The sequence below is a fragment of the Nonomuraea sp. NPDC049152 genome (genome assembly GCF_040648355.1).
In the GTDB taxonomy this organism is placed as follows: domain Bacteria; phylum Actinomycetota; class Actinomycetes; order Streptosporangiales; family Streptosporangiaceae; genus Nonomuraea.
Map to the genome: position 1 here is coordinate 205,575 of NZ_JBEZDO010000004.1, position 18,501 is coordinate 224,075.

20 protein-coding genes are annotated in these 18,501 nt (G+C 70.6%); 7 read left to right on the forward strand and 13 right to left on the reverse strand.

All coding sequences use genetic code 11. The features are described 5' to 3' along the window. The first annotated feature begins 107 nt into the window (after positions 1 to 107). A complete protein-coding gene (gene gcvP, locus AB0B45_RS09815; protein ID WP_358127921.1) occupies positions 108 to 2,948 on the forward strand; it encodes an aminomethyl-transferring glycine dehydrogenase in 2,841 nt (946 codons plus the stop codon). A gap of 180 nt (positions 2,949 to 3,128) precedes the next feature. Further along, a complete protein-coding gene (locus tag AB0B45_RS09820; protein ID WP_358127922.1) occupies positions 3,129 to 3,980 on the forward strand; it encodes a hypothetical protein in 852 nt (283 codons plus the stop codon). Here AB0B45_RS09820 and AB0B45_RS09825 read toward each other — a convergent pair. Next, positions 3,964 to 4,302 carry a hypothetical protein gene (locus AB0B45_RS09825; RefSeq protein ID WP_358127924.1) on the reverse strand — a complete coding sequence of 113 codons (339 nt, stop codon included), beginning with the start codon at positions 4,300 to 4,302 and terminating at the stop codon, positions 3,964 to 3,966. The genes AB0B45_RS09820 and AB0B45_RS09825 overlap by 17 nt on opposite strands. A gap of 224 nt (positions 4,303 to 4,526) precedes the next feature. Between AB0B45_RS09825 and AB0B45_RS09830 the strand changes: the two genes are divergently transcribed. After that, positions 4,527 to 5,108, forward strand: a complete 582-nt coding sequence (locus AB0B45_RS09830; RefSeq protein ID WP_358127926.1) for an alpha/beta family hydrolase — start codon at positions 4,527 to 4,529, stop codon at positions 5,106 to 5,108. A gap of 3 nt (positions 5,109 to 5,111) precedes the next feature. Here the strand turns inward: AB0B45_RS09830 and AB0B45_RS09835 are convergent, their stop codons facing one another. Both AB0B45_RS09835 and AB0B45_RS09840 read right to left on the reverse strand, forming a co-directional pair. Beyond that, the gene (locus AB0B45_RS09835) at positions 5,112 to 5,309 is read right to left on the reverse strand and encodes a DUF5999 family protein (RefSeq protein WP_358127928.1); all 198 of its coding nucleotides are present in this window, start codon (positions 5,307 to 5,309) and stop codon (positions 5,112 to 5,114) included. A 240-nt stretch (positions 5,310 to 5,549) separates the two neighbouring features. Then, positions 5,550 to 6,110 carry a TetR/AcrR family transcriptional regulator C-terminal domain-containing protein gene (locus AB0B45_RS09840; protein ID WP_358127930.1) on the reverse strand — a complete coding sequence of 187 codons (561 nt, stop codon included), beginning with the start codon at positions 6,108 to 6,110 and terminating at the stop codon, positions 5,550 to 5,552. A 161-nt stretch (positions 6,111 to 6,271) separates the two neighbouring features. On the opposite strand from AB0B45_RS09840, the gene AB0B45_RS09845 reads away from it, so the two are divergent. Further along, positions 6,272 to 6,670, forward strand: a complete 399-nt coding sequence (locus AB0B45_RS09845) for a hypothetical protein (RefSeq protein WP_358127931.1) — start codon at positions 6,272 to 6,274, stop codon at positions 6,668 to 6,670. A 33-nt stretch (positions 6,671 to 6,703) separates the two neighbouring features. Here the strand turns inward: AB0B45_RS09845 and AB0B45_RS09850 are convergent, their stop codons facing one another. The 4 genes from AB0B45_RS09850 to AB0B45_RS09865 all read right to left on the reverse strand — a co-directional run bounded on the left by AB0B45_RS09850 (position 6,704) and on the right by AB0B45_RS09865 (position 11,182). Continuing rightward, on the reverse strand, positions 6,704 to 7,771 hold the full coding sequence (locus tag AB0B45_RS09850) for a P1 family peptidase (protein WP_358127933.1): 1,068 nt from the start codon (positions 7,769 to 7,771) through the stop codon (positions 6,704 to 6,706). A gap of 249 nt (positions 7,772 to 8,020) precedes the next feature. Next, positions 8,021 to 9,370, reverse strand: coding sequence for an RNA polymerase sigma factor (locus AB0B45_RS09855; RefSeq protein WP_358127935.1), 1,350 nt, complete (start codon positions 9,368 to 9,370; stop codon positions 8,021 to 8,023). Positions 9,371 to 9,541: 171 nt separating this feature from the next. Then, positions 9,542 to 9,871 (reverse strand): hypothetical protein, encoded by a 330-nt coding sequence (locus tag AB0B45_RS09860; RefSeq protein ID WP_358127937.1) that lies wholly within the window; start codon positions 9,869 to 9,871, stop codon positions 9,542 to 9,544. A 51-nt stretch (positions 9,872 to 9,922) separates the two neighbouring features. Then, positions 9,923 to 11,182, reverse strand: a complete 1,260-nt coding sequence (locus AB0B45_RS09865; protein WP_358127939.1) for an AMP-binding protein — start codon at positions 11,180 to 11,182, stop codon at positions 9,923 to 9,925. Positions 11,183 to 11,233: 51 nt separating this feature from the next. Between AB0B45_RS09865 and AB0B45_RS09870 the strand changes: the two genes are divergently transcribed. Further along, entirely contained in the window at positions 11,234 to 12,160 is a 927-nt protein-coding gene (locus AB0B45_RS09870; protein ID WP_358127941.1) for an o-succinylbenzoate synthase, read from the forward strand. Further along, on the forward strand, positions 12,157 to 13,815 hold the full coding sequence (gene menD, locus AB0B45_RS09875) for a 2-succinyl-5-enolpyruvyl-6-hydroxy-3-cyclohexene-1-carboxylic-acid synthase (protein ID WP_358127943.1): 1,659 nt from the start codon (positions 12,157 to 12,159) through the stop codon (positions 13,813 to 13,815). The genes AB0B45_RS09870 and menD overlap by 4 nt, the downstream gene beginning before the upstream one ends. Before the next feature lie 230 nt (positions 13,816 to 14,045). On the opposite strand, the gene AB0B45_RS09880 is transcribed toward menD, so the two are convergent. The 5 genes from AB0B45_RS09880 to AB0B45_RS09900 all read right to left on the reverse strand — a co-directional run bounded on the left by AB0B45_RS09880 (position 14,046) and on the right by AB0B45_RS09900 (position 17,190). Beyond that, positions 14,046 to 14,630 (reverse strand): TetR family transcriptional regulator, encoded by a 585-nt coding sequence (locus AB0B45_RS09880; protein WP_358127945.1) that lies wholly within the window; start codon positions 14,628 to 14,630, stop codon positions 14,046 to 14,048. Between the two features lie 146 nt (positions 14,631 to 14,776). Further along, positions 14,777 to 15,769 (reverse strand): aldo/keto reductase, encoded by a 993-nt coding sequence (locus AB0B45_RS09885; RefSeq protein WP_358127947.1) that lies wholly within the window; start codon positions 15,767 to 15,769, stop codon positions 14,777 to 14,779. A gap of 367 nt (positions 15,770 to 16,136) precedes the next feature. Then, entirely contained in the window at positions 16,137 to 16,553 is a 417-nt protein-coding gene (locus AB0B45_RS09890; protein ID WP_358127949.1) for a DUF6463 family protein, read from the reverse strand. Then, positions 16,550 to 16,888 (reverse strand): DUF2867 domain-containing protein, encoded by a 339-nt coding sequence (locus tag AB0B45_RS09895; RefSeq protein ID WP_358127951.1) that lies wholly within the window; start codon positions 16,886 to 16,888, stop codon positions 16,550 to 16,552. Before AB0B45_RS09895 ends, AB0B45_RS09890 begins: the two co-directional genes overlap by 4 nt. A 14-nt stretch (positions 16,889 to 16,902) precedes the next feature. Next, positions 16,903 to 17,190 carry a hypothetical protein gene (locus tag AB0B45_RS09900; RefSeq protein WP_358127953.1) on the reverse strand — a complete coding sequence of 96 codons (288 nt, stop codon included), beginning with the start codon at positions 17,188 to 17,190 and terminating at the stop codon, positions 16,903 to 16,905. Positions 17,191 to 17,291: 101 nt separating this feature from the next. On the opposite strand from AB0B45_RS09900, the gene AB0B45_RS09905 reads away from it, so the two are divergent. Further along, positions 17,292 to 17,864, forward strand: a complete 573-nt coding sequence (locus tag AB0B45_RS09905) for a TetR/AcrR family transcriptional regulator (RefSeq protein ID WP_358127955.1) — start codon at positions 17,292 to 17,294, stop codon at positions 17,862 to 17,864. 174 nt (positions 17,865 to 18,038) lie between these two features. Here AB0B45_RS09905 and AB0B45_RS09910 read toward each other — a convergent pair whose 3' ends face one another. Next, complete coding sequence (locus AB0B45_RS09910; RefSeq protein ID WP_358127956.1) at positions 18,039 to 18,344, reverse strand: hypothetical protein; 306 nt, start codon at positions 18,342 to 18,344, stop codon at positions 18,039 to 18,041. Positions 18,345 to 18,501: the final 157 nt, after the last annotated feature.

Consider the following 18,501-nt stretch of genomic DNA (forward strand, 5'->3'; position numbering starts at 1 on the left):
CGACGGTGCAAGCCCGCGGAATTGCGGGCGAACCTCTCAGGTTGATGACAGAGGGGGAGACCCGGCATACGCCCGTGCGCTCTCCATCAGCCTTGGGAGGCAGATCCATGACCGAGCCCCTCAGCAACCTCGCTGCACCGCCTTTCGCGACCCGTCATATCGGTCCCTCGGACGCCGAGCAGGCCAAGATGCTGGAGGCGGTCGGATTCGAGTCGGTCGCCGATCTGGTGGCGGTGGCCGTACCCGAGGCCATCAGGGCCAAGGACCAGCTGAGGTTGCCCGCCGCGGCCAGTGAGACCGAAGTGATCGCCGAGCTGCGGGCGCTGGCCGACCGCAACCAGGTGCTCACCTCGATGATCGGCCTGGGCTACTACGACACGATCACCCCCGCCGTGATCCGGCGCAACCTGCTGGAGAACCCCGGCTGGTACACCGCGTACACGCCCTACCAGCCCGAGATCTCCCAGGGCAGGCTCGAGGCGCTGCTCAACTTCCAGACCGTCGTCTCCGACCTGACCGGGCTCGACGTGGCCGGCGCCTCCCTGCTGGACGAGGCCACCGCCGCCGCCGAGGCGATGACGCTGGCGCGCAGGGCGGGCAAGTCCAAGAGCAACGTCTTCGTCGTCGACGCCGACGCGCTGCCCCAGACCAAGGCCGTCCTGGCCACCAGGGCCGAGCCGCTGGGCATCGAGCTGGTCGTCGACTCCCTCGAGGGTGAGCTGCCCGAGTGTTTCGGCGTGCTCGTGCAGTACCCGGGCGCCTCCGGTCGCCTGCGTGACTTCCGCGCCCTCGCCGAGGCGGCCCACGCGCACAACGCGCTCGTCGTGGCCGCGGCCGACCTGCTGTCGCTGACGCTGGTCGCCGCCCCCGGCGACCTGGGCGCCGACATCGCGATCGGCTCCTCGCAGCGCTTCGGCGTGCCGTTCGGCTTCGGCGGCCCGCACGCCGCCTACATGTCGGTCCGCGAGGGCCTGCAGCGGCAGATGCCCGGACGGCTCGTCGGCGTGTCGGTGGACGCCGACGGCGACCCGGCCTACCGCCTGGCCCTGCAGACCCGCGAGCAGCACATCCGCAGGGAGAAGGCCACCAGCAACATCTGCACCGCCCAGGTGCTGCTGGCCGTCATCGCCGGCATGTACGCCGTCTACCACGGCCCCGAGGGGCTGCGCCGGATCGCCACGCGCACCCACCGCATGGCCGTCACGCTCGCCGAGGCCCTGCGCGCGGGCCGCGTCGAGGTCGTCCACGACGTCTTCTTCGACACCGTGCTGGCCCGCGTGCCCGGCAGGGCCGCCCAGGTGGTCGCCGCGGCCGCCGAGCGCGGGATCAACCTCTGGGCGGCCGACGCCGACCACGTCTCGATCGCCTGCGACGAGAAGACCACCCTGTCCCACCTGGAGCAGGTCGCGGCCGCCTTCGGCGTGAGCGTCTCGCTGACCGACCTGGCCGCCGAGGACGCGCTGCCCGAGGGGCTGGTCAGGGAGGGGGAGTACCTCACCCACCCGGTCTTCCACAGCCACCACTCCGAGACCTCGATGCTGCGCTACCTGCGCAGGCTCCAGGACAAGGACATCGCGCTCGACAGGTCGATGATCCCGCTCGGCTCCTGCACGATGAAGCTCAACGCCACCACCGAGATGGAGCCCATCACCTGGCCGGAGTTCGCGGGCATCCACCCCTACGCCCCCGTCGAGCAGGCGGGCGGCTACATCGAGCTGGTCGAGACGCTGGAGGGCTGGCTGGCCGAGGTGACCGGCTACGACGCCGTCTCCATCCAGCCGAACGCCGGCTCGCAGGGTGAGTTCGCCGGGCTGCTGGCCATCCGCGCCTACCACCGCGCCAACGGCGACACCCACCGCGACGTCTGCCTCATCCCCTCCTCCGCGCACGGCACCAACGCCGCCAGCGCGGTCATGGCGGGCATGCGCGTCGTGGTCGTGGCCTGCGACGAGGACGGCAACGTCGACCTGGACGACCTCGACGCTAAGATCGCCAAGCACGCCGACGCGCTGGCCGCGATCATGGTGACGTACCCGTCCACGCACGGCGTCTACGAGGAGACGATCACCGAGGTCTGCGCCAAGGTCCACGATGCGGGCGGCCAGGTCTACGTCGACGGGGCCAACCTCAACGCCCTGGTCGGCCTCGCCAAGCCGGGCGAGTTCGGCGCCGACGTATCCCACCTCAACCTGCACAAGACCTTCTGCATCCCGCACGGCGGCGGTGGGCCAGGCGTGGGCCCCGTGGCCGTCCGCGGACACCTGGCCGCCTACCTGCCCGGTCACCCGCTGCACAACGGCTCGCCGGTCGGCCCCGTCTCGGCCGCGCCGTACGGCTCGGCGGGGATCCTGCCGATCTCGTGGGCCTACGTCAGGATGATGGGCGGCGATGGCCTCAAGGCCGCCACCGAGCAGGCCATCCTGTCGGCCAACTACCTCGCCCGCCGCCTGGCCCCGCACTACCCCGTCCTCTACACCGGGCGCGGCGGCCTGGTCGCGCACGAGTGCATCATCGACCTGCGCCAGATCACCAAGGAGACCGGCGTCTCGGTCGACGACGTGGCCAAGCGCCTCATCGACTACGGCTTCCACGCGCCGACGATGTCCTTCCCCGTCGCGGGCACGCTCATGATCGAGCCCACCGAGAGCGAGGACCTGGCCGAGCTCGACAGGTTCGTCGAGGCGATGGTCGCCGTCCGCGGCGAGATCGCCAAGGTGGCCGACGGCTCCTACGACAAGACCGACAACCCGCTGCGCAACGCTCCGCACACCGCGGAGTCGCTGGTGGCCGACGAGTGGACGCACCCGTACACGAGGACCGAGGGCGCCTACCCTGTCCAGGGGCTGCGCGACGGGAAGTACTTCTCGCCGGTGCGCAGGATCGACCAGGCCTACGGCGACCGCAACCTGGTCTGCGCCTGCCCGCCCCTGTCGGCGTACGAGGACTGAGCGACCGGTAACGGGCGGCTTCCCCTGGGGGGAGCCGCCCGTTCGGCATCCTGGCGCCGCCTGGCGTTGGGACGCAGCCAACACCGGTGCACAGGATGGTCATGTCGGGCGACGCGGCGACCTGAAATCGTTAGGCTCGACGTTGATCGCCATCGGTTGGTCGCCGTCGAAGGAGCCTTGTTGACGTCCCCCGAGCTCGACACCCCGCTGACCACCGGCCCGCTCGAGCAGGCCCGCCGTCTCGCCGAGAGCGGCGACCTCGAGGGCGCGGCCGCGATCTTCGCCGAGCTTTCCGCCGACCCCGAGGGTCACGACAGGGCGCAGGCGGCCGTCGGGCTCGCCGTGGTGCTGGAGGAGCGGGGCGACCTGGCGGGCGCCAGGGCCGCCGCCAGGGCCGCGCTGGCCACGGGACACCCCGAGTACGCCGCACAGGCAGCCTGCCACCTCGCGCGCGGCTTCGAGCGGGAAGGGAACGACGAGCAGGCCAGGGGCGCGTGGCAGGCCGTCATCGGCGTGGGAACGGCCGCCTACCTTCCCCTGGCGCATCTCGCGCTGGCCCACCTGGCCACCGGCGAGGAGGAGGCGGAACAGGAGCTGCGGGCGGCGATCTCCGTCGGCGACCCCGATCTGAGCTCCCGCGCCGCCCAGGAGCTCGCCGAGCTGCTGCTGGACGGCGGCGAGCCGGGGGAGGCCGCGGCGGTGCTCGTCGAGGCGCTGCCGCTGGCCGAGGGCGCGTACGAGGGGCGGCTGCGGGTCCTGCTCGGCATCGCCCACCTCGAACAGGCGTGCGCGGAGTTCGCGGGCGCGGTGGAGTTCGGGCAGGAGGCGGAGACCAGCGCGCTGGCCATCGAGCTGCTCGCGCGCACGCTGCCGCTGCGGGGGCGCGCCGACGACGCCGAGCGGGTCTGGGACTACGGCCTCACCCACGCCGACGAGGAACTGGCCGCGCAGGTACGGCTCCGCCTCGACCGGGACCTCGGCAGGGACCTCGACGGGGACCTCGACAGGGACTCGGTCAATCCCGGCGGATGAGCGCGACGGCGGCGGCCACGTTGATGATGACGATGCCTATCCACACCATGGCCAGGCCGATGAAGCCCGCCTGACCTCCGGCGATGGCCGACAGAGGAATGGCCAGCGCCATGGAGCCCAGCGCGAGGGGCACGATCGGGGCGCTGTTCTTGTCACCCTTCTTCTTGGACGGGCGCCGGCTGTCCACCTCGGCCCTGACGCGCTCGGCGATGGTGGCGTCGAGCTTGGCCACGAAGGACTCGACGAGGGCTGCCTCGTAGTCGGGGCCCAGGTCCTTGCGGGTCTCCATGGTGGCTCGCAGCTCATCACGAATGTCTGACATGCGGCCAATGTCCCACGGCGTTTGACGCGCCGCCATCCTTCCTCGGAAGGAACCGCCTTCCCCCGATGTACGGGGTCACCCTGACCTCGCGCCGGGACCGGAATCCCGCGCCGGGACCGGAATCCCGCGCCGAGACCGGAACCCCCGCGCCGGTCCCGACCTCAGCGGGTGGGTCGGTGCGCAGTGGGGGTGACCTGGGCGGCTACCGTTGGAGGGTGGAGATCATGACGCCGCGGGGGGCGGCACTGGTCGACGTCGACGAGGTCGAGCGGCCCAGGTTCCTGCTGGTCCTCACCCACGGCTCGGCCGGCGGGGTGGACGCGCCCGACCTGCTGGCCGTACGGGAAGCGGCGACGGCCAGGGGTGCCCTGGTGGCCAGGGTGACGCAGCCGTTCAGGCGGGCGGGGGCCAGGGCGCCGGGCTCGCCCGTCCGGCAGGACGAGGCGTGGCTGGCCGTCATCGAGGAGCTGACAGGGCGCTATCCGGGGATCCCGCTCGTGCAGGGCGGCAGGAGCAACGGCGCCAGGGTCGCATGCCGTACGGCCAAGGCGGCGGGCGCGGACGCGGTGGTGGCGCTGGCCTTCCCCCTGCATCCACCGGGGAAGCCGGAAAGGTCGCGAGCGGACGAGCTGCGGGGCGCGGGGGTGGACGTGCTGGTGGTGAACGGGGACCGGGATCCCTTCGGGGTGCCCGACGCCGCCGACGCGGCACGCCTGGTTGTGCTGAGGGGCGAGGGACACGACCTCAAGAGAGACCCCGCGAAGGTCGGTGAGCTGGTCGCCGACTGGCTCGCGGGGCGGTACTGACGGTCAGGCGGCTCCGACCAGCGGCATCGGCCTGTGGGGGGCGATGACGTCGCCACTGGGCAGCAGCTCCCCGGTGTCCTCGAACAGGACCACACCGTTGCACAGAAGGCTCCATCCCTGCTCGGGATGCGACGCGAGCGTGCGTGCCGCCTCGCGGTCGGGCGCCTCAGCAGACGGACAGGCCGGGTCGTGCGGGCACATCGGCGTGCCTCCGATATCTCTTCGATTGCTCCTTCGCCGGAAGCGGCGGGGGAGCGGCTTTTGGCTGTTTCGTATTCTGCGCCAAGTGTGCGGCGTGCGTCACACTTTCCGACATAGCCCGTTCGGACGATTTCAAGGAGGACCCCCCGGGTGGTTCAGACCATGTGACCCACGACACAGGGTGCCTTACACAAGATAACGACCCAACGTCGACACGCCGACGGACTGGTAAACCCTCGGTTACGCGGCCAGTCCGCGCAGCATCGCCTCCAGACCGCGCTCGAAGTCGGCGTCGGCGCGTTCGTCGCGGCGGGTCCACGTGTCCCGTTCGGGGTCGGCCCACCCCGACTGCTGGACCTCCACCGCGACGCTGCCGAAGACGAAGGCGCGCATCGTGCGCACGGCCTCGGCGGCGTCGGGCATCCCCGCGTCCGTCAGCTGCTCGATCTGCTCCATGATGGCGATCGCCGTAGCCCCTTTGGGGGGTTTGGTCAGGGCCAGTGCGAGCACCCCAGGATGCTCCCTGAGCGCCGCCCGCTGCGCCCTGCACCACTGCTTGGCCGTCTCCTGCCAGCTGGTGGCGGGATCGACCTGGATGGCGGTCACGTGTTCGGCCAGCGCGTCCATCAGCGCCTCCTTGCCGCGGGGCAGGTGGTGGTAGATGGCCATGGCCTCCACCTGGAGCGCGTCGCCGAGCCTGCGCATGGTCAGCCTGCGCAGGCCCTGTCCGTCGGCGATGTGCAGGGCGGCGTCGATGATGCGCTCGCGGGACAGCGGGACGGGCGGTCGCTTGGCTGGCATGGAGATCATCTTGCCATACTTTGTAAAGGCGGTCACGCGTCCGACGTGGACGGCGCGCCGCTGCTGCGCTCTCGTACGGCCCGCTTCGATCCACCCGAGTGGGTGTTCGGGCACGGAACCGCGTACGCTACCGCTCGTAACGAGTGAAAGGGAGCTGTCCGATGGCGTTTTTCCGTCCGCGTGTGAGCCGTGAGGCCGAGGTGCGCTTCCACGCCGACCTGGAGATCTCCAAGAGCTTCCCGGACCTGATCGCGAAGGCCAGGCAGGCCGAGGCGGTCGTGCACGACCTGAATGAGGCCGACGCGCCCGAGATGGAGCTGCGCGCGGCGGGCCTGCTGTTCGACAAGGCGCTCACCGACGCCCTGCGCGCAGCCGAGGCCGGTCAGCGTTCCACGTTCGGCGTGAAGTCTTACGACGACCGCATCGTCCGCCGTAAGGCCAAGGCCACGCCCGAGGGCGCGCGCTGGACCGCCGAGGTCGACAAGCTCCGCACGCTCCGCGAGGACAACAGGCTCAACGGAATCCCCCGCCTGCCCCGCCCGGTCCCCGCCGCCCGTTGACTCCCCGCTGTCCCATGGCGGCGCCGCGCGTCGTCAGGGTTTGAGCAGGTCGATCACGCGGGCGAGCGGGAGCGCGGGGGAGCGGTGCCCGTTCCTGCCGGTCATCTCCTCCGCCCCCGTGAGGGCGTTGAGCACGGCCTCCTCCACCGCCTCCACCACCGCGGCGTAGAAGGGGTCCATCCGTCCCCACGGGACGAACCGCAGGCTCTGGTAGTCCTCCTCGGTGACGAAGCCGCTCGTCAGCGCCCCATGGTTGGCCGTGGAGAAGGCCAGGAAGATGTCGCCGGAGAAGTGACTGCCCGTCGTGCCCGTCCTGGCCAGGCCCAACGGCACCCTGCGGGCCAGCGCCTTGCACTGTCCGGGCAGCAGCGGCGCGTCGGTCGCGATCACCGCGATCACCGACCCCGCGCCCGAGGGGGCGTACCAGTCCGTGGTGCCCATCGGGTCGTCGTCGAGCAGCCGTGGGCCCACCTTGTGCCCCGCGATGGTCAGCTCGTGTCGGCTGCCGAAGTTCGCCTGGACGAACGCGCCCACCGTGTACGTCTCGGACCCGTGCTCGACCAGCCGCGACGCCGTACCGGAGCCGCCCTTGAACGAGAAGCAGTTCATGCCGGTGCCGCCGCCGACGTTGCCCTCGGCGACAGGGCCCGACGCGGCGGCCTCGATGGCCTGGGCGGCGTGCTCGGGCCGTACATGAGGGGCGTTGATCTCGTTGAGGTAGCCGTCCCACGTCTCGGTGACCACCGGCAGCAGCCACTCGGCGGCCAGGCGCGGGTGCGCGCCCGCCACCCAGTCGATCACCCCGCGATGGACCGTGCCCACCGCGTGGGTGTTGGTGATCGTGATGGGGAGGGTCAGCGCGCCGATCTCCTCGATCCACGCCGTGCCGGTCATCTCGCCGTTGCCGTTGAGGGCGTGAGTGGCCGCCGCGCACGGCACACCGACCGCGTCGCGGCCCCTCGGCAGGATCGCGGTCACGCCCGTGCGGGCCCCGCCCTCGGTCAGGGTGACGTAGCCGACCTCGACGCCCGGCACGTCGGTGATCGCGTTCCAGCGGCCGGGACGACCGTCCAGCGTGATCGGCAGGTCACGGGCTCTCATGCGACTCTCCTCGGATCCGGGCGGTTCGTGGCGACGCGGGCGTGGCTCAACAGGAGGTCGACGTTGCGCGTGCAGGGATCATTGTGGCCGACCTGCCATCACGGGTCGATCGTGAGCGCGCCGCCACGGTGTTCGTGCCGCCGGACGTGCTGACCGTCGCCACGGGCGCGTGTACTCCCCGGCTGCCGTACGCACGAAAGAACGCCTGGCACCTCACGGGTGGTGCCAGGCGTTCGCTTGGATGGCCGGCTAGCTGGCCCAGTCGAGCAGAGGGCGGGTGTTACTCGGGTGACGCAGCTTGGAGAGGGACTCCTTCTCCAGCTGGCGGATCCGCTCGCGGGTCAGGCCCAGGTGCTTGCCGATCTCGTCCAGGGTGTGGGGCTTGCCGTCCACCAGGCCGAACCGCAGCGCCATGATGCGCGCCTCGCGGGGCGACAGGTTGTCCAGGACACCGCGCAGCTGGTCGCCCAGGAGCTGTCGGTCGACGATCTCCGACGCCTCGGGGGAGTCGACGTCCTCGATCAGGTCGCCGATCGTCGTCTCGCCGTCCTCGCCGATCGTGGCGTTGAGCGAGATCGGCTGGCGGCTGGTGCGCAGCAGCTCCTCGATCTGGTCGGGCGTCCTGTCCAGCTCGACGGCCAGCTCCTCGGGCGTGGGTTCACGGCCGAGACGCTGGTGCATGTCACGCTCGACGCGCGACAGCTTCGACAGCATCTCCAGGACGTGGACCGGCAGCCTGATGGTGCGGGCCGAGTCGGCGAAGCCGCGCTGGATGGCCTGCCTGATCCACCACATCGCGTACGTCGAGAACTTGAAGCCCTTGGTGTAGTCGAACTTCTCCACCGCGCGGATGAGGCCGAGGTTGCCCTCCTGCACGACGTCGAGCAGGGCCATGCCCCGGTCGGTGTACTTCTTGGCCACCGAGACGACCAGGCGGAGGTTGGCCTCCAGCATGTGGTCCTTGGCGCGCTTGCCGTCCTCGATGACCATCTCGAGGTCGTCGCGGTAGGCGGGGGAGATGCTCGGGTCGCTGTCGAGCTTGTACTCGGCGTACAGCCCGGCCTCGATCCGCCTGGCCAGGTCGACTTCCTGGGCGGCGGTCAGCAGCGTACGGCGGCCTATCGACTTGAGGTAGGTGTGGACGGAGTCGCCCATCACCGACTGGTTGTCGTCGAGATCGAGCGTCTCCTGCTCGAGGTCCGCGTCCTCCGCGGCCATCTCGAGGTCCTCGGGCGCGTCGACTTGCTCGGCGGGCTGGTCGGCCTGCTCGGGGACCGCGTCGGCGGCCACCGTCTTCGCCGTCTTCGCCGTCTTCGTGGTGGTCGTCTTGGTGGTGCTCTTGGTGGTCGTGGTCTTCTTGCGCGTGGTGGTCGCCTTCTTCGCGCTGGTGGCCTTCCCGAGCGCGGGCTCGTTCTCGGCGGCCAGGCTCACACCGGCCTCCGTGAGCTCACGCAGGATGGAACGGCCCTCGTTCGGGCTGATCCCCGCTACGGCAAAAGCTTCCCGCAGCTCCGCCAGGGAAAGGTGACCCTGAGCTCGCCCTCGGTCAAGGAGCTGGTCGAGGGTTGCGGGCGAGGTCGCCACGGCGGTTCGGGGCATGAGGACACCTCCTCCATACGGAGTCGCAGTCGGTAGAAAGTTTGTGGTGGGGCGGCTCCGGCCGCTCATCGCACCAGTATCAATAACGTCGTCGGCAGCTATTTGTTCCCGTACAAGATGAAAAAACGGGCGACCGCCGGAGCCGGCGGCCGCCCGTCGGACGTGGAGCGTCTAGTCGTCCACGTCTTTCAGCTTGCCTGAGGCCTCCGGCATGGGCATCGGCTCTGCGCCTTCCATGCGCGTGTCGGTCCAGTAGTCGACGGCCTCCTGCGGGTCCTGGTTGACCTCGTGGGAGACCACCGTGTCGTCGTTGCTGTTGTTGTCTGTGTTGTTCGTCTTAGCGGGCTGGTCGGACGGCGCCGGGGTGTTCACGTCGGCCCTCGTCTCCTGACTCACCTTCTCGAGCCTGCCCGCCGAGGCGGCCGCCGCGACAGAGATGCCACCGACGACGATGACGCCGACGGCCGCCGCGGACACCCACATCTTGCGGGTTGGGGTCATGAAGGTCTCCTCCTTCTTCCAGCTGCTCCTATAAGACGCAGCCGGTGGCCGTCAGGTTCCGGTCCGAAGTGCCGCGAGATCGGTTTTACCATTTGGCAGCAGCGGAAGTGCGGACAGAAGCCGCAGCTCGCGCGGCGCGGCGTAGGCGGGGAGCCGGTCGCGGGAGTAGGCGCGCAACTGGTCGAGGGTGGGCGGGTTGCCGGGGTCCGTGGGCACGACGACGGCGACGACCGCCTCGCCCCACTCCGGGTGCGGACAGCCGACCACGGCCACGTCCGCCACCGCGGGGTGGAGGGCCAGGACGCTCGCGACCGAGGCGGCGACGACTTTCTCGCCGCCTGTGTTGATCACGTCGTCGGCGCGGCCGAGGACGCGCAGCCTGCCGTCCTCGATGGTGCCGAGGTCGGAGGTGACGAACCAGCCGCCCTGCGCCGGGCCGCCGCCGGAGCGGGATCCGTCGGCGAAGGGGGTTCGGTCGTCGGAGTGGGATCCGCCGCCGAAGGGGTACCCGTGGCCGGAGCGGGACCCGTCGCTGGAGCGGGACCCTTCGACGGAGCGGTACCCGGAGAAGAGGACAGGGCCGGCGACGAGGATCCTGCCGTCTTCCCGGATTTTCAGATCTACATTGTCAAGGGGCTGGCCGTTGTAGACGCAGCCGCCGCTGGTCTCGCTGCTGCCGTACGTCGTGACGATCCTGGCGCCCGACGCGCGCGCGGCCTCCACCAGGCCCGGTCGCGGCGCGGCGCCGCCCAGCAGGATGGTGGCGAACGCGCCGAGATCGGCGCCCCGCTCCACGAGGCGGTGGAGCTGGGTGGGGACCAGCGAGACGTGCTCGGCCCCGGACCCGGCGACGGCCTCGGGATCGAAGCGGTCGTGGATGATCGGCTCCGTGCCGCTCAGCAGCGCCCTGGTGAGCACCTGCAGGCCGGAGACGTGGGAGGGCGGCAGGCAGCACAGCCAGCGCTGGCCCGGCGAGGCCTCCAGGCGGCGCAGGGAGGCGGTGGCCGAGGCCTTCAGTGCGGCGGCGGTCAGCATCACGCCCTTGGGCGCGCCGGTGCTGCCCGAGGTGGCGATGACGACGGCGACATCCGCGGGCACGCCAGGGCCCGCGGCCTGCCGTACCCCGTCGACGGTCTCGATCTCGCTCGGGCGCAGGGCGCGCAGGGCCGCGTCCGCGTGGTCGGGGGACAGGGGGAGGACGGCGGGACCCTCGCCGGACAGCGCCGCGGCGACCGCCTCGAACAGCCGGGGACCTGGCGGGAGTACGAGCGCCCGCAGGGGCCGGTCCGGATGCGACGGGTTCCTCCACATGCTCGTAAGGTTAGTGGCGACAGACGAGGCGTCAGCTGGGAAGGTGCGTTGATGGGTTCTGGGCCGCGGGTCTTCCGGATCCCGATGCGCACCCCTTTCCGCGGTCAGACGGTTCGCGAGGGTGTGCTGATCGAGGGGCCCGCCGGGTGGGGGGAGTTCTCGCCCTTCCCCGAGTACGGCCCCCGCGAGTGCGCGCGCTGGCTGGCGTGCGCGCGTGAGGCGGCGTTCGAGGGCTGGCCGGCACCTGTGCGCTCGCGGATCCCGGTCAACGCGACGATCCCCGCCGTCCCCGCCGAGCGGGCCCATGAGCTGGTACGGCAGGCGGGCTGCGGCACCGCGAAGGTCAAGGTCGCCGAGCGGGGGCAGAGCTTCGCCGACGACCTGGCCAGGGTCGAGGCGGTACGTGACGCGCTGGGGCCTTCGGGCAGGCTGCGGGTCGACGCCAACGGCGCATGGGACGTGCCGACGGCCGTTCGCCACCTGAAGAAGTTGAACGCCTTCGACCTGGAGTACGCCGAGCAGCCCTGCGCGACGCTGGACGAGCTCGCCGCGGTGCGGCGGGCGGTCGACGTGCTGATCGCGGCGGACGAGTCGATCAGGCGGGCCGAGGATCCGCTGAAGGTGCGGGCCGCGGAGGCCGCCGACATCGCGGTGGTGAAGGTGCAGCCGCTGGGCGGGGTCAGAGCGGCGTTGCGGGTGGTGGAGGCGTGCGGGCTGCCCGCGGTGGTCTCCAGCGCGGTGGAGACCTCGGTGGGGCTGGCGGCCGGGGTCGCGCTGGCCGCCGCGCTGCCCAGCCTGCCGTACGCGTGCGGGCTCGGGACCATGTCGTTGCTGTCGGGGGACGTGGTGGGCGACTCCCTGACGCCTGCCGACGGGTTCTTGCCGGTGTCCCGTCCGGCAGTGGATTATTCGCTTTTGTCGGAGTTTGAGATCGAGTCGCCGTCGTGGCTGCGGCGGATGCAGGAGGCGGACCTGTGAACCCGGCTACCGCGCTCGCCACCGTGCTGGTGGACGAGCTCGTGCGTTGCGGCCTCACCGATGTCGTGATGGCTCCCGGGTCCCGCTCGGCTCCGCTCGCGCTGGCCCTCCACTCCGAGTCGCGGGTGCGGCTGCACGTGCGGATCGACGAGCGCTCGGCGTCCTACCTGGCGGTGGGCCTGGCCCGCAGGTCCGAGCGGCCCGTGGCGCTGATCTGCTCCTCCGGCACCGCGGTGGCCAACTTCCACCCCGCGGTGATCGAGGCGAGCGAGTCGGGGGTGCCGCTGCTGGTGCTGACCGCGGACCGGCCGCCGGAGCTGCGCGGCACCGGCGCCAACCAGACCATCGACCAGTTGAAGATCTTCGGTAACTCCACCAGGTGGTTCGCCGAGGTCGGAGCGCCCGAGGAACGGCCGGGCCAGGTGGCCTACTGGCGGTCGCTTGCGGCCCGCGCCTACCAGCGCGCGCTCGGGCCCTCCGACCCGGGACCGGTCCATCTGAACCTGGCCTTCAGGGAGCCCCTGATCCCCGACGGCGACACCTCGTGGGTCGAGTCCCTCGACGGCGACACGGCGGGATCATGGGTGCGGGCCCGCGTCGCACCGCCGCCCGTGGCGCTGCACCTGCCGCCGACCAGGCGCGGCGTGCTGGTGGTCGGCGACGGGGCGGCGAACGTGCGGCGCTACATCGCGGCGGCCGGCATGGCCGGCTGGCCGGTGCTGTCGGAGCCCAACGGCGGCGGCCGGTACGGTGACCACGCCATCTCCACCTACCACTTCCTGCTCGGGATGCAGTCCTTCGCCGACGCCCACCAGCCCGACGTGGTCGTGACGCTCGGGCGTCCAGGGCTGTCCAGGCCGCTGCTGTCGTGGCTGCGGCGGGCGGAAGAGCACATCGTGGTGGCCACCGACCTGGCGCACTGGCCCGACCCGACCCGGTCGGCGACCCAGGTGGCACAGGCGGTCGAGATCCCCGTCGCCGCGGGCGATGACGCCTGGCTGCACTCGTGGCGCAGGGCCGACGCCGCGGCCAGAGCGGCGATCGACTCTCTCCTTGACGATTCCGGGATGACCGAGCCGCGGATCGCCAGGGATCTGGCCGACTCACTGCCGAACGGGGCGCTGCTGTTCTGCGGGTCGTCGATGCCGATCAGGGACCTCGACCAGGCGATGCGGCCCAGGCGCGGGCTGCGGCTGCTGGCCAACAGAGGGGTTTCGGGGATCGACGGGCTGGTGTCGACGGCCATGGGAGCGGCGCTGGCGCACAACGGGCCTTCGTACGCGCTGCTGGGGGACCTGACGTTCCTGCACGATCAGAACGGGTTGATCCTTGGGCCCAGGGAGCCGCGTCCCGACCTGTGCCTGGTCGTGGTGAACAACGACGGGGGCGGGATCTTCTCGCTGCTGCCGCAGGCGGGGATCAGGGACCCGTTCGAGCGGGTGTTCGGCACGCCGCACGGGGTGGACCTCGGGTATGTGGCTGCGGCGAGCGGGACGCCGTACCAGCTGGTGGAGGAGATCTCGGACCTGCCCAAGGCGATTCGCGGGGAGGGCCTGCGCGTGGTGGAGGTCCGTACGGATCGGGAGTCGAACGCGGCCCTGCACGCGCAGTTGAGAGAGGTGGCGCAGACGGCGGTCCGCGACGTCATCGGGTGAGGGCGGCCGGCGCCCTTTTGTGGTGACGCTCGCCTGCGGTGACACCCGCTTCGTGGTGACGCTCGCCTGTCGTGACTGACGCCCGCCGACTGTGACGCTCTTCAGCTGTGACGCTCTTCAGCTGTGACGCTCTTCTGCAGGGGCGCTCGCCTGCGGGAGGCCCTTCTCCGTGGTGACGCCCTGTGGCGCTCTCTCTCCCCGTGACGAGTCCGGGCACCGGGCACTCTCGGTCAGCGTTTCGCCAGGCCTGTGTGGATGAGGTCCCACACGGCGTCGAACGCGCGCTCAATGCCCGGCTTGCTCCAATCCGCCGCATACACGGGATCGTGAAAGCGTCCCGTCGCGTCGAACACGGCCCGCGCCGCCGCCCGCACGTCCACCGGCGTGAACTCACCCCTGGCCACACCGTCGCCGATGATCCGCTCCAGCTGGCCGACCAAATCCTCCAGGTGCCGCTCGATGACCTCGCTCGACTCCGCCACCAGGACCATGTAGGTGGCGAAAAGCTCAGGGTCGTCGAGCGCCTTCTTCCTCTTGGCGGCGAACAGCACGGCCAGCCAGTTGTGCAGGCGAGGACCAGCGGGCCCCGGGGTTCTGACCGCGGCCATCAGCGGCGAGTGCGACTCGTCCAGCCAGCGCTGGGTGACGGCCTCTCGTAGTGCGGCCTTGCTGGGGAAGTGCCGGTAGACACTGCCGTGACTGACCCCCAGAGCCCGAGCCACATCGACCACCGTCGTCTTGGCCGGCCCGTACCTGCGCAGAACGTCCTGGGCGGCGGCGATGATCTGCTCGGCGGTCAGGGTGCCATCTGTCATGTGACCAATTCTGTCAGTTGTCGAGGGTCGGACGAGCGGCGCCGAGATTCCCAACGGTGCGCTGCGGTACAGCCCGCCCGCGTACCGGCAAGACCAGGCGATGCTCGAGCGGCGGTGTGAGGGCAGGTCTGTGCGGGCGGCGCGGCTCAGGGCTGCTCGCTGTCGAGGTGGGCCAGCTGGGCGGCGGCGTAGCGGCCTCCTGCGGCGGAGCCTGCCGGAATGATCGACTGGATGCGGGCGAGGTCGTCCGCGGTCAGCGTCACGTCGAGCGCGCCGAGCGCCTCCGACAGCCGGTCACGGCGACGGGCGCCGATCAGCGGGACGATGTCCTCGCCCTGGGCCAGGACCCAGGCGATCGCGAGCTGTGCGACGGTCGCGCCCTTGGCGGCCGCGAGGTCGCGCAGCCCGTCGACCAGGGTCAGGTTGTGGGCGAGGTTGTCGCCGCCGAACCTGGGGCTGACCGAGCGGAAGTCGCCCGCGGCGAGCTGGCGGTCCTTGGACCAGTGGCCGCTGAGCAGGCCGCGGGACAGCACGCCGTACGCGGTGACGCCGACGCCCAGCTCCCTGCAGGCGGGCAGGATGTCGGCCTCGATGTCGCGGGACAGCAGGGAGTACTCGATCTGGAGGTCCGCGATCGGGTGGACGGCGTGCGCGCGCCTGATGGTGTCGGCGCCGACCTCTGACAGGCCGATGTGCCGGACGTGGCCCTTCTCGACCTCCTCGGCGATGGCGCCGATGGTCTCCTCGATGGGTACGGCGGGGTCGACGCGGGCGAGCCGGTAGATATCGACGTGATCGGTGCGCAGACGGCGCAAGGTGTAGGCGAGCGACGTCTTCACCGCGGCGGGGCGGCCGTCATAGCCGAGCCAATTGCCGTCGTAGTCGCGCTGGGCGCCGAACTTCACGCTGATCTGTACGGCGTCGCGGTCACGATCCTTGAGCGCGTCGTGGATGAGCAGCTCGTTGTGGCCCATGCCGTAGAAGTCGCCGGTGTCGATGAGGGTGATGCCCGCGTCGAGGGCGGCGTGGATGGTGGCGATGGACTCGGCCTCGTCGGCTGGGCCGTACAGGTCGGACATGCCCATGGCGCCCAGGCCGAGGTCGGAGACACGCGGACCGGTGGTTCCAAGAGTTCTCATGGCCTCGACTATGGCATATCGATTGACAGATTTCAAAATCTGTCAGTCCATGAAGCCAGGGCATCGCCGCGCACGCCGGCGAACAGTAGGAGGTATCGCCCGCGGCGAGGCACGCCCTGCGGATCACAGAGTTCACTACCGGAGACTCTCCGCAACTGAACGGCTCGCCGACTGGCAAGATCGCGGCGACGCCGGCTTCACTTCCTTTCCGTTACGACGATCGCGCGCGTCATTCCGAGATACGCCAGAAATCCGCCACAGCGATCCGGAAGGGGCCGCAGGTGCTGCTCAGGGGTGGTGCCGTGGGGTTGCGGCGGTCTGGCGTCAGCTCGGGTCGTCTTTGAGGGGCTGGTCACAACGCGGTCTCCTACGGGGTCCGCGTTGTGTCGGCGTGGGGCGCGGGGTTGCCGTGGCGGGCGGTGCGGCGGGCTCCGACCAGCAGCAGGATGTTCGCGAGCAGGAGGATCGGCCAAGGCGTGGACACGAGGACCACGGCGCCGACCACGGTCCAGATCCCCAGTGTCCAGGCGATGAACTGCGGTGGCGTGATGCGGCGGCGGTCCAGCCACAGCACGATCAGGCCGACCACGACGAGCGGCACGCCGAAGCTGGCCACACTCAGCCAGTACGCGCTGTTCGCCGGGCTCATCGCGGCGAGGTCGTCCCCCCGTAGTCCCCCGCTGAACCACGTCCCGGCGTGGCTCGCGGCTTTCTCCACCGTCAGCGCAAGAAGCGTGTGCGCGGCTCCGAATAGTGTGATGAGCCAACCAGCCCATTTGATCATTTGAACTCTCCATTCTCTTCGCGGAACCGCGTGGCTCCGTCGAGGTTGTCTGCGTGACCGTGGTCCCGCCACGCGCGTTCCCATTGCCGGGTCATCGCCGGGTAGACGACCAGGTACCGGAACGGGCTGATCCCGGCCATGTACAGCCGTCCGAACAGGCCGTTGGGTTTGACCAGGGCCGCCATCCGCAGCTCATGGTCGCCGTTGTCGGTGGGGATCCACCCGAGGTGGCAGACGGTGTGAACGGTCTCGTCCTCCACCCGGAAGTCGGGCGTGATCTCGTGGATTCGCCACGGGCGGCTGGTGTGCTCGGTGTCGGGAAGTCTCCTGGTCATGGTCGGCCTCCCCGTCACCGCGATAGGAAGCGTTGGGCCTGGCGGGGCTTGACCTGCCGGTCGCTGAAGCCGTCGGGCACCGCGCCCAGCTCGCGGACGGCGTCGGCTGACGCCCGGCAGGCATCCTCGGGCTCGAGCGCACCGGTGATGACGACGGCGTCCCCGCCGGGAGCGCCCCAGATCTCGGCGCGCAGGAGGCCCGGCCGCGTGCGCGCCGCGTCGATGACCTGGCGGCAGCGGCCGGCTAACTCCTCGGCGTGCCCGGGAGCCGGGTAATGGAAGGCGACGAAACCGAATGACACGACTACTGTCCCCTCTATTGTTATACGGTGACGTATAAGTCGAGGCTAGACCGGTTATACGGCTCCGTACAACGGATTGAAAGGGTGAGGTGGGTCATACGATGGGTGCGTTGCGCACACCGCGCGAAACCTGGGTCGAGGAGGGGCTGCAGGCACTGGCCGAGGGTGGTGTGGACGCGGTGCGTGTCGAGGCCCTGGCCAAGGCGCTCGGCGTGACCAAGGGCGGTTTCTACGGCTACTTCGCCGACCGCGACGCGCTGCTGACAGAGATGCTGGACACCTGGGAGCGCGAGAGCGTCGACGACGTCCTCGACCGGGTCGAGCGGGAGTGCGGCGACGTGCTGGACAACGTCCGGCTGGCCGGACAGCTCACCTTCTCCAGCGGCCGCCTGCTCCCCATCGACCTGGCCATCCGCGACTGGGCCCGCCGCGACCAGGCCGTCGCCGAGCGCCTACGCCGCGTGGACAACCGGCGCATGCGGCTGCTGCGCGACGCGATCAGCACGTTCTGCCCCGACCCCGACGAGGTCGAGGCCCGCAGCCTGCTCGCCTTCGGCGCGGCCATCGGCAGCCACTTGATCGCCGCCGACCACCCCGGACGCACCCGCGATCAGGTCATCGCCCGCGCCAGCGACCTCATCCTCAACCGCCCACCCGGCAACCCGAGGTACTGATAAGCGCTCACCTGGCGCACATCCGCACTGATTGGTCGGGCGAGGCGCCGTGAAGGACACCAGCAGGAGGAACGGTCACATGCCCGCCGCGGCCGGTCAGCCGCTGCGCGGCGGCACCGCTGGGACGGACGCCCGAATCGCCGACCATGACCGCACCCCTACCCGTTCGGCCTCCTACAGCCCCGGGTAGAAGGCCGTAGAGCCCAGCTGCTCGAACCAGCTCGGTGGCTCAGGCGCGGTGAACGCGTTGGCCATCGCGTCCAGCCAGGCGGCGAACGTGGGGAAGTCTGGGGTGGAGTTGGCCAGGTCCTCCCAGTCCCCGCCCTCAACGTAGCGTGCGCGCCCTTCCTGATCGTCGTAGTGGTGGTAGTAGACCGGGTATTCGCCGTCTGCGTCCGGCTGGGTGACATCGAAGCACCAGACCGCCTCGTTGTCTGCGTCGGCGAGGGCGAAGCCGACCAGGTGGTTGTGGACAGCCACCGGCCGTCGCCGCGGTCCACATGCTCGGGCATATGCACGAGATCGGAGTTCAGCTCAACGATGGCATCGTCACCGACGACGACGAACTCGATGTACCCGTTGGATGAGACGTCCCAGCGCTTACAGGCAAAGGTGTTGTGCTCGGCGAGGAAAGCCC

Bases quoted from the DNA above. Each gene is read 5' to 3' on its own strand.
- AB0B45_RS09830 (WP_358127926.1), top strand. From the start codon at position 4,527: ATGACGCCGCGGGGGGCGGCACTGGTCGACGTCGACGAGGTCGAGCGG.
- AB0B45_RS09905 (WP_358127955.1), top strand. From the start codon at position 17,292: ATGGGTGCGTTGCGCACACCGCGCGAAACCTGGGTCGAGGAGGGGCTG.
- AB0B45_RS09870 (WP_358127941.1), top strand. From the start codon at position 11,234: ATGGGTTCTGGGCCGCGGGTCTTCCGGATCCCGATGCGCACCCCTTTC.
- AB0B45_RS09895 (WP_358127951.1), bottom strand. From the start codon at position 16,888: ATGACCAGGAGACTTCCCGACACCGAGCACACCAGCCGCCCGTGGCGA.
- AB0B45_RS09840 (WP_358127930.1), bottom strand. From the start codon at position 6,110: ATGCCAGCCAAGCGACCGCCCGTCCCGCTGTCCCGCGAGCGCATCATC.
- AB0B45_RS09885 (WP_358127947.1), bottom strand. From the start codon at position 15,769: ATGAGAACTCTTGGAACCACCGGTCCGCGTGTCTCCGACCTCGGCCTG.
- AB0B45_RS09835 (WP_358127928.1), bottom strand. From the start codon at position 5,309: ATGTGCCCGCACGACCCGGCCTGTCCGTCTGCTGAGGCGCCCGACCGC.
- gcvP (WP_358127921.1), top strand. From the start codon at position 108: ATGACCGAGCCCCTCAGCAACCTCGCTGCACCGCCTTTCGCGACCCGT.
- AB0B45_RS09850 (WP_358127933.1), bottom strand. From the start codon at position 7,771: ATGAGAGCCCGTGACCTGCCGATCACGCTGGACGGTCGTCCCGGCCGC.
- AB0B45_RS09845 (WP_358127931.1), top strand. From the start codon at position 6,272: ATGGCGTTTTTCCGTCCGCGTGTGAGCCGTGAGGCCGAGGTGCGCTTC.
- AB0B45_RS09855 (WP_358127935.1), bottom strand. From the start codon at position 9,370: ATGCCCCGAACCGCCGTGGCGACCTCGCCCGCAACCCTCGACCAGCTC.
- AB0B45_RS09825 (WP_358127924.1), bottom strand. From the start codon at position 4,302: ATGTCAGACATTCGTGATGAGCTGCGAGCCACCATGGAGACCCGCAAG.
- AB0B45_RS09880 (WP_358127945.1), bottom strand. From the start codon at position 14,630: ATGACAGATGGCACCCTGACCGCCGAGCAGATCATCGCCGCCGCCCAG.
- AB0B45_RS09860 (WP_358127937.1), bottom strand. From the start codon at position 9,871: ATGACCCCAACCCGCAAGATGTGGGTGTCCGCGGCGGCCGTCGGCGTC.
- AB0B45_RS09865 (WP_358127939.1), bottom strand. From the start codon at position 11,182: ATGTGGAGGAACCCGTCGCATCCGGACCGGCCCCTGCGGGCGCTCGTA.
- AB0B45_RS09890 (WP_358127949.1), bottom strand. From the start codon at position 16,553: ATGATCAAATGGGCTGGTTGGCTCATCACACTATTCGGAGCCGCGCAC.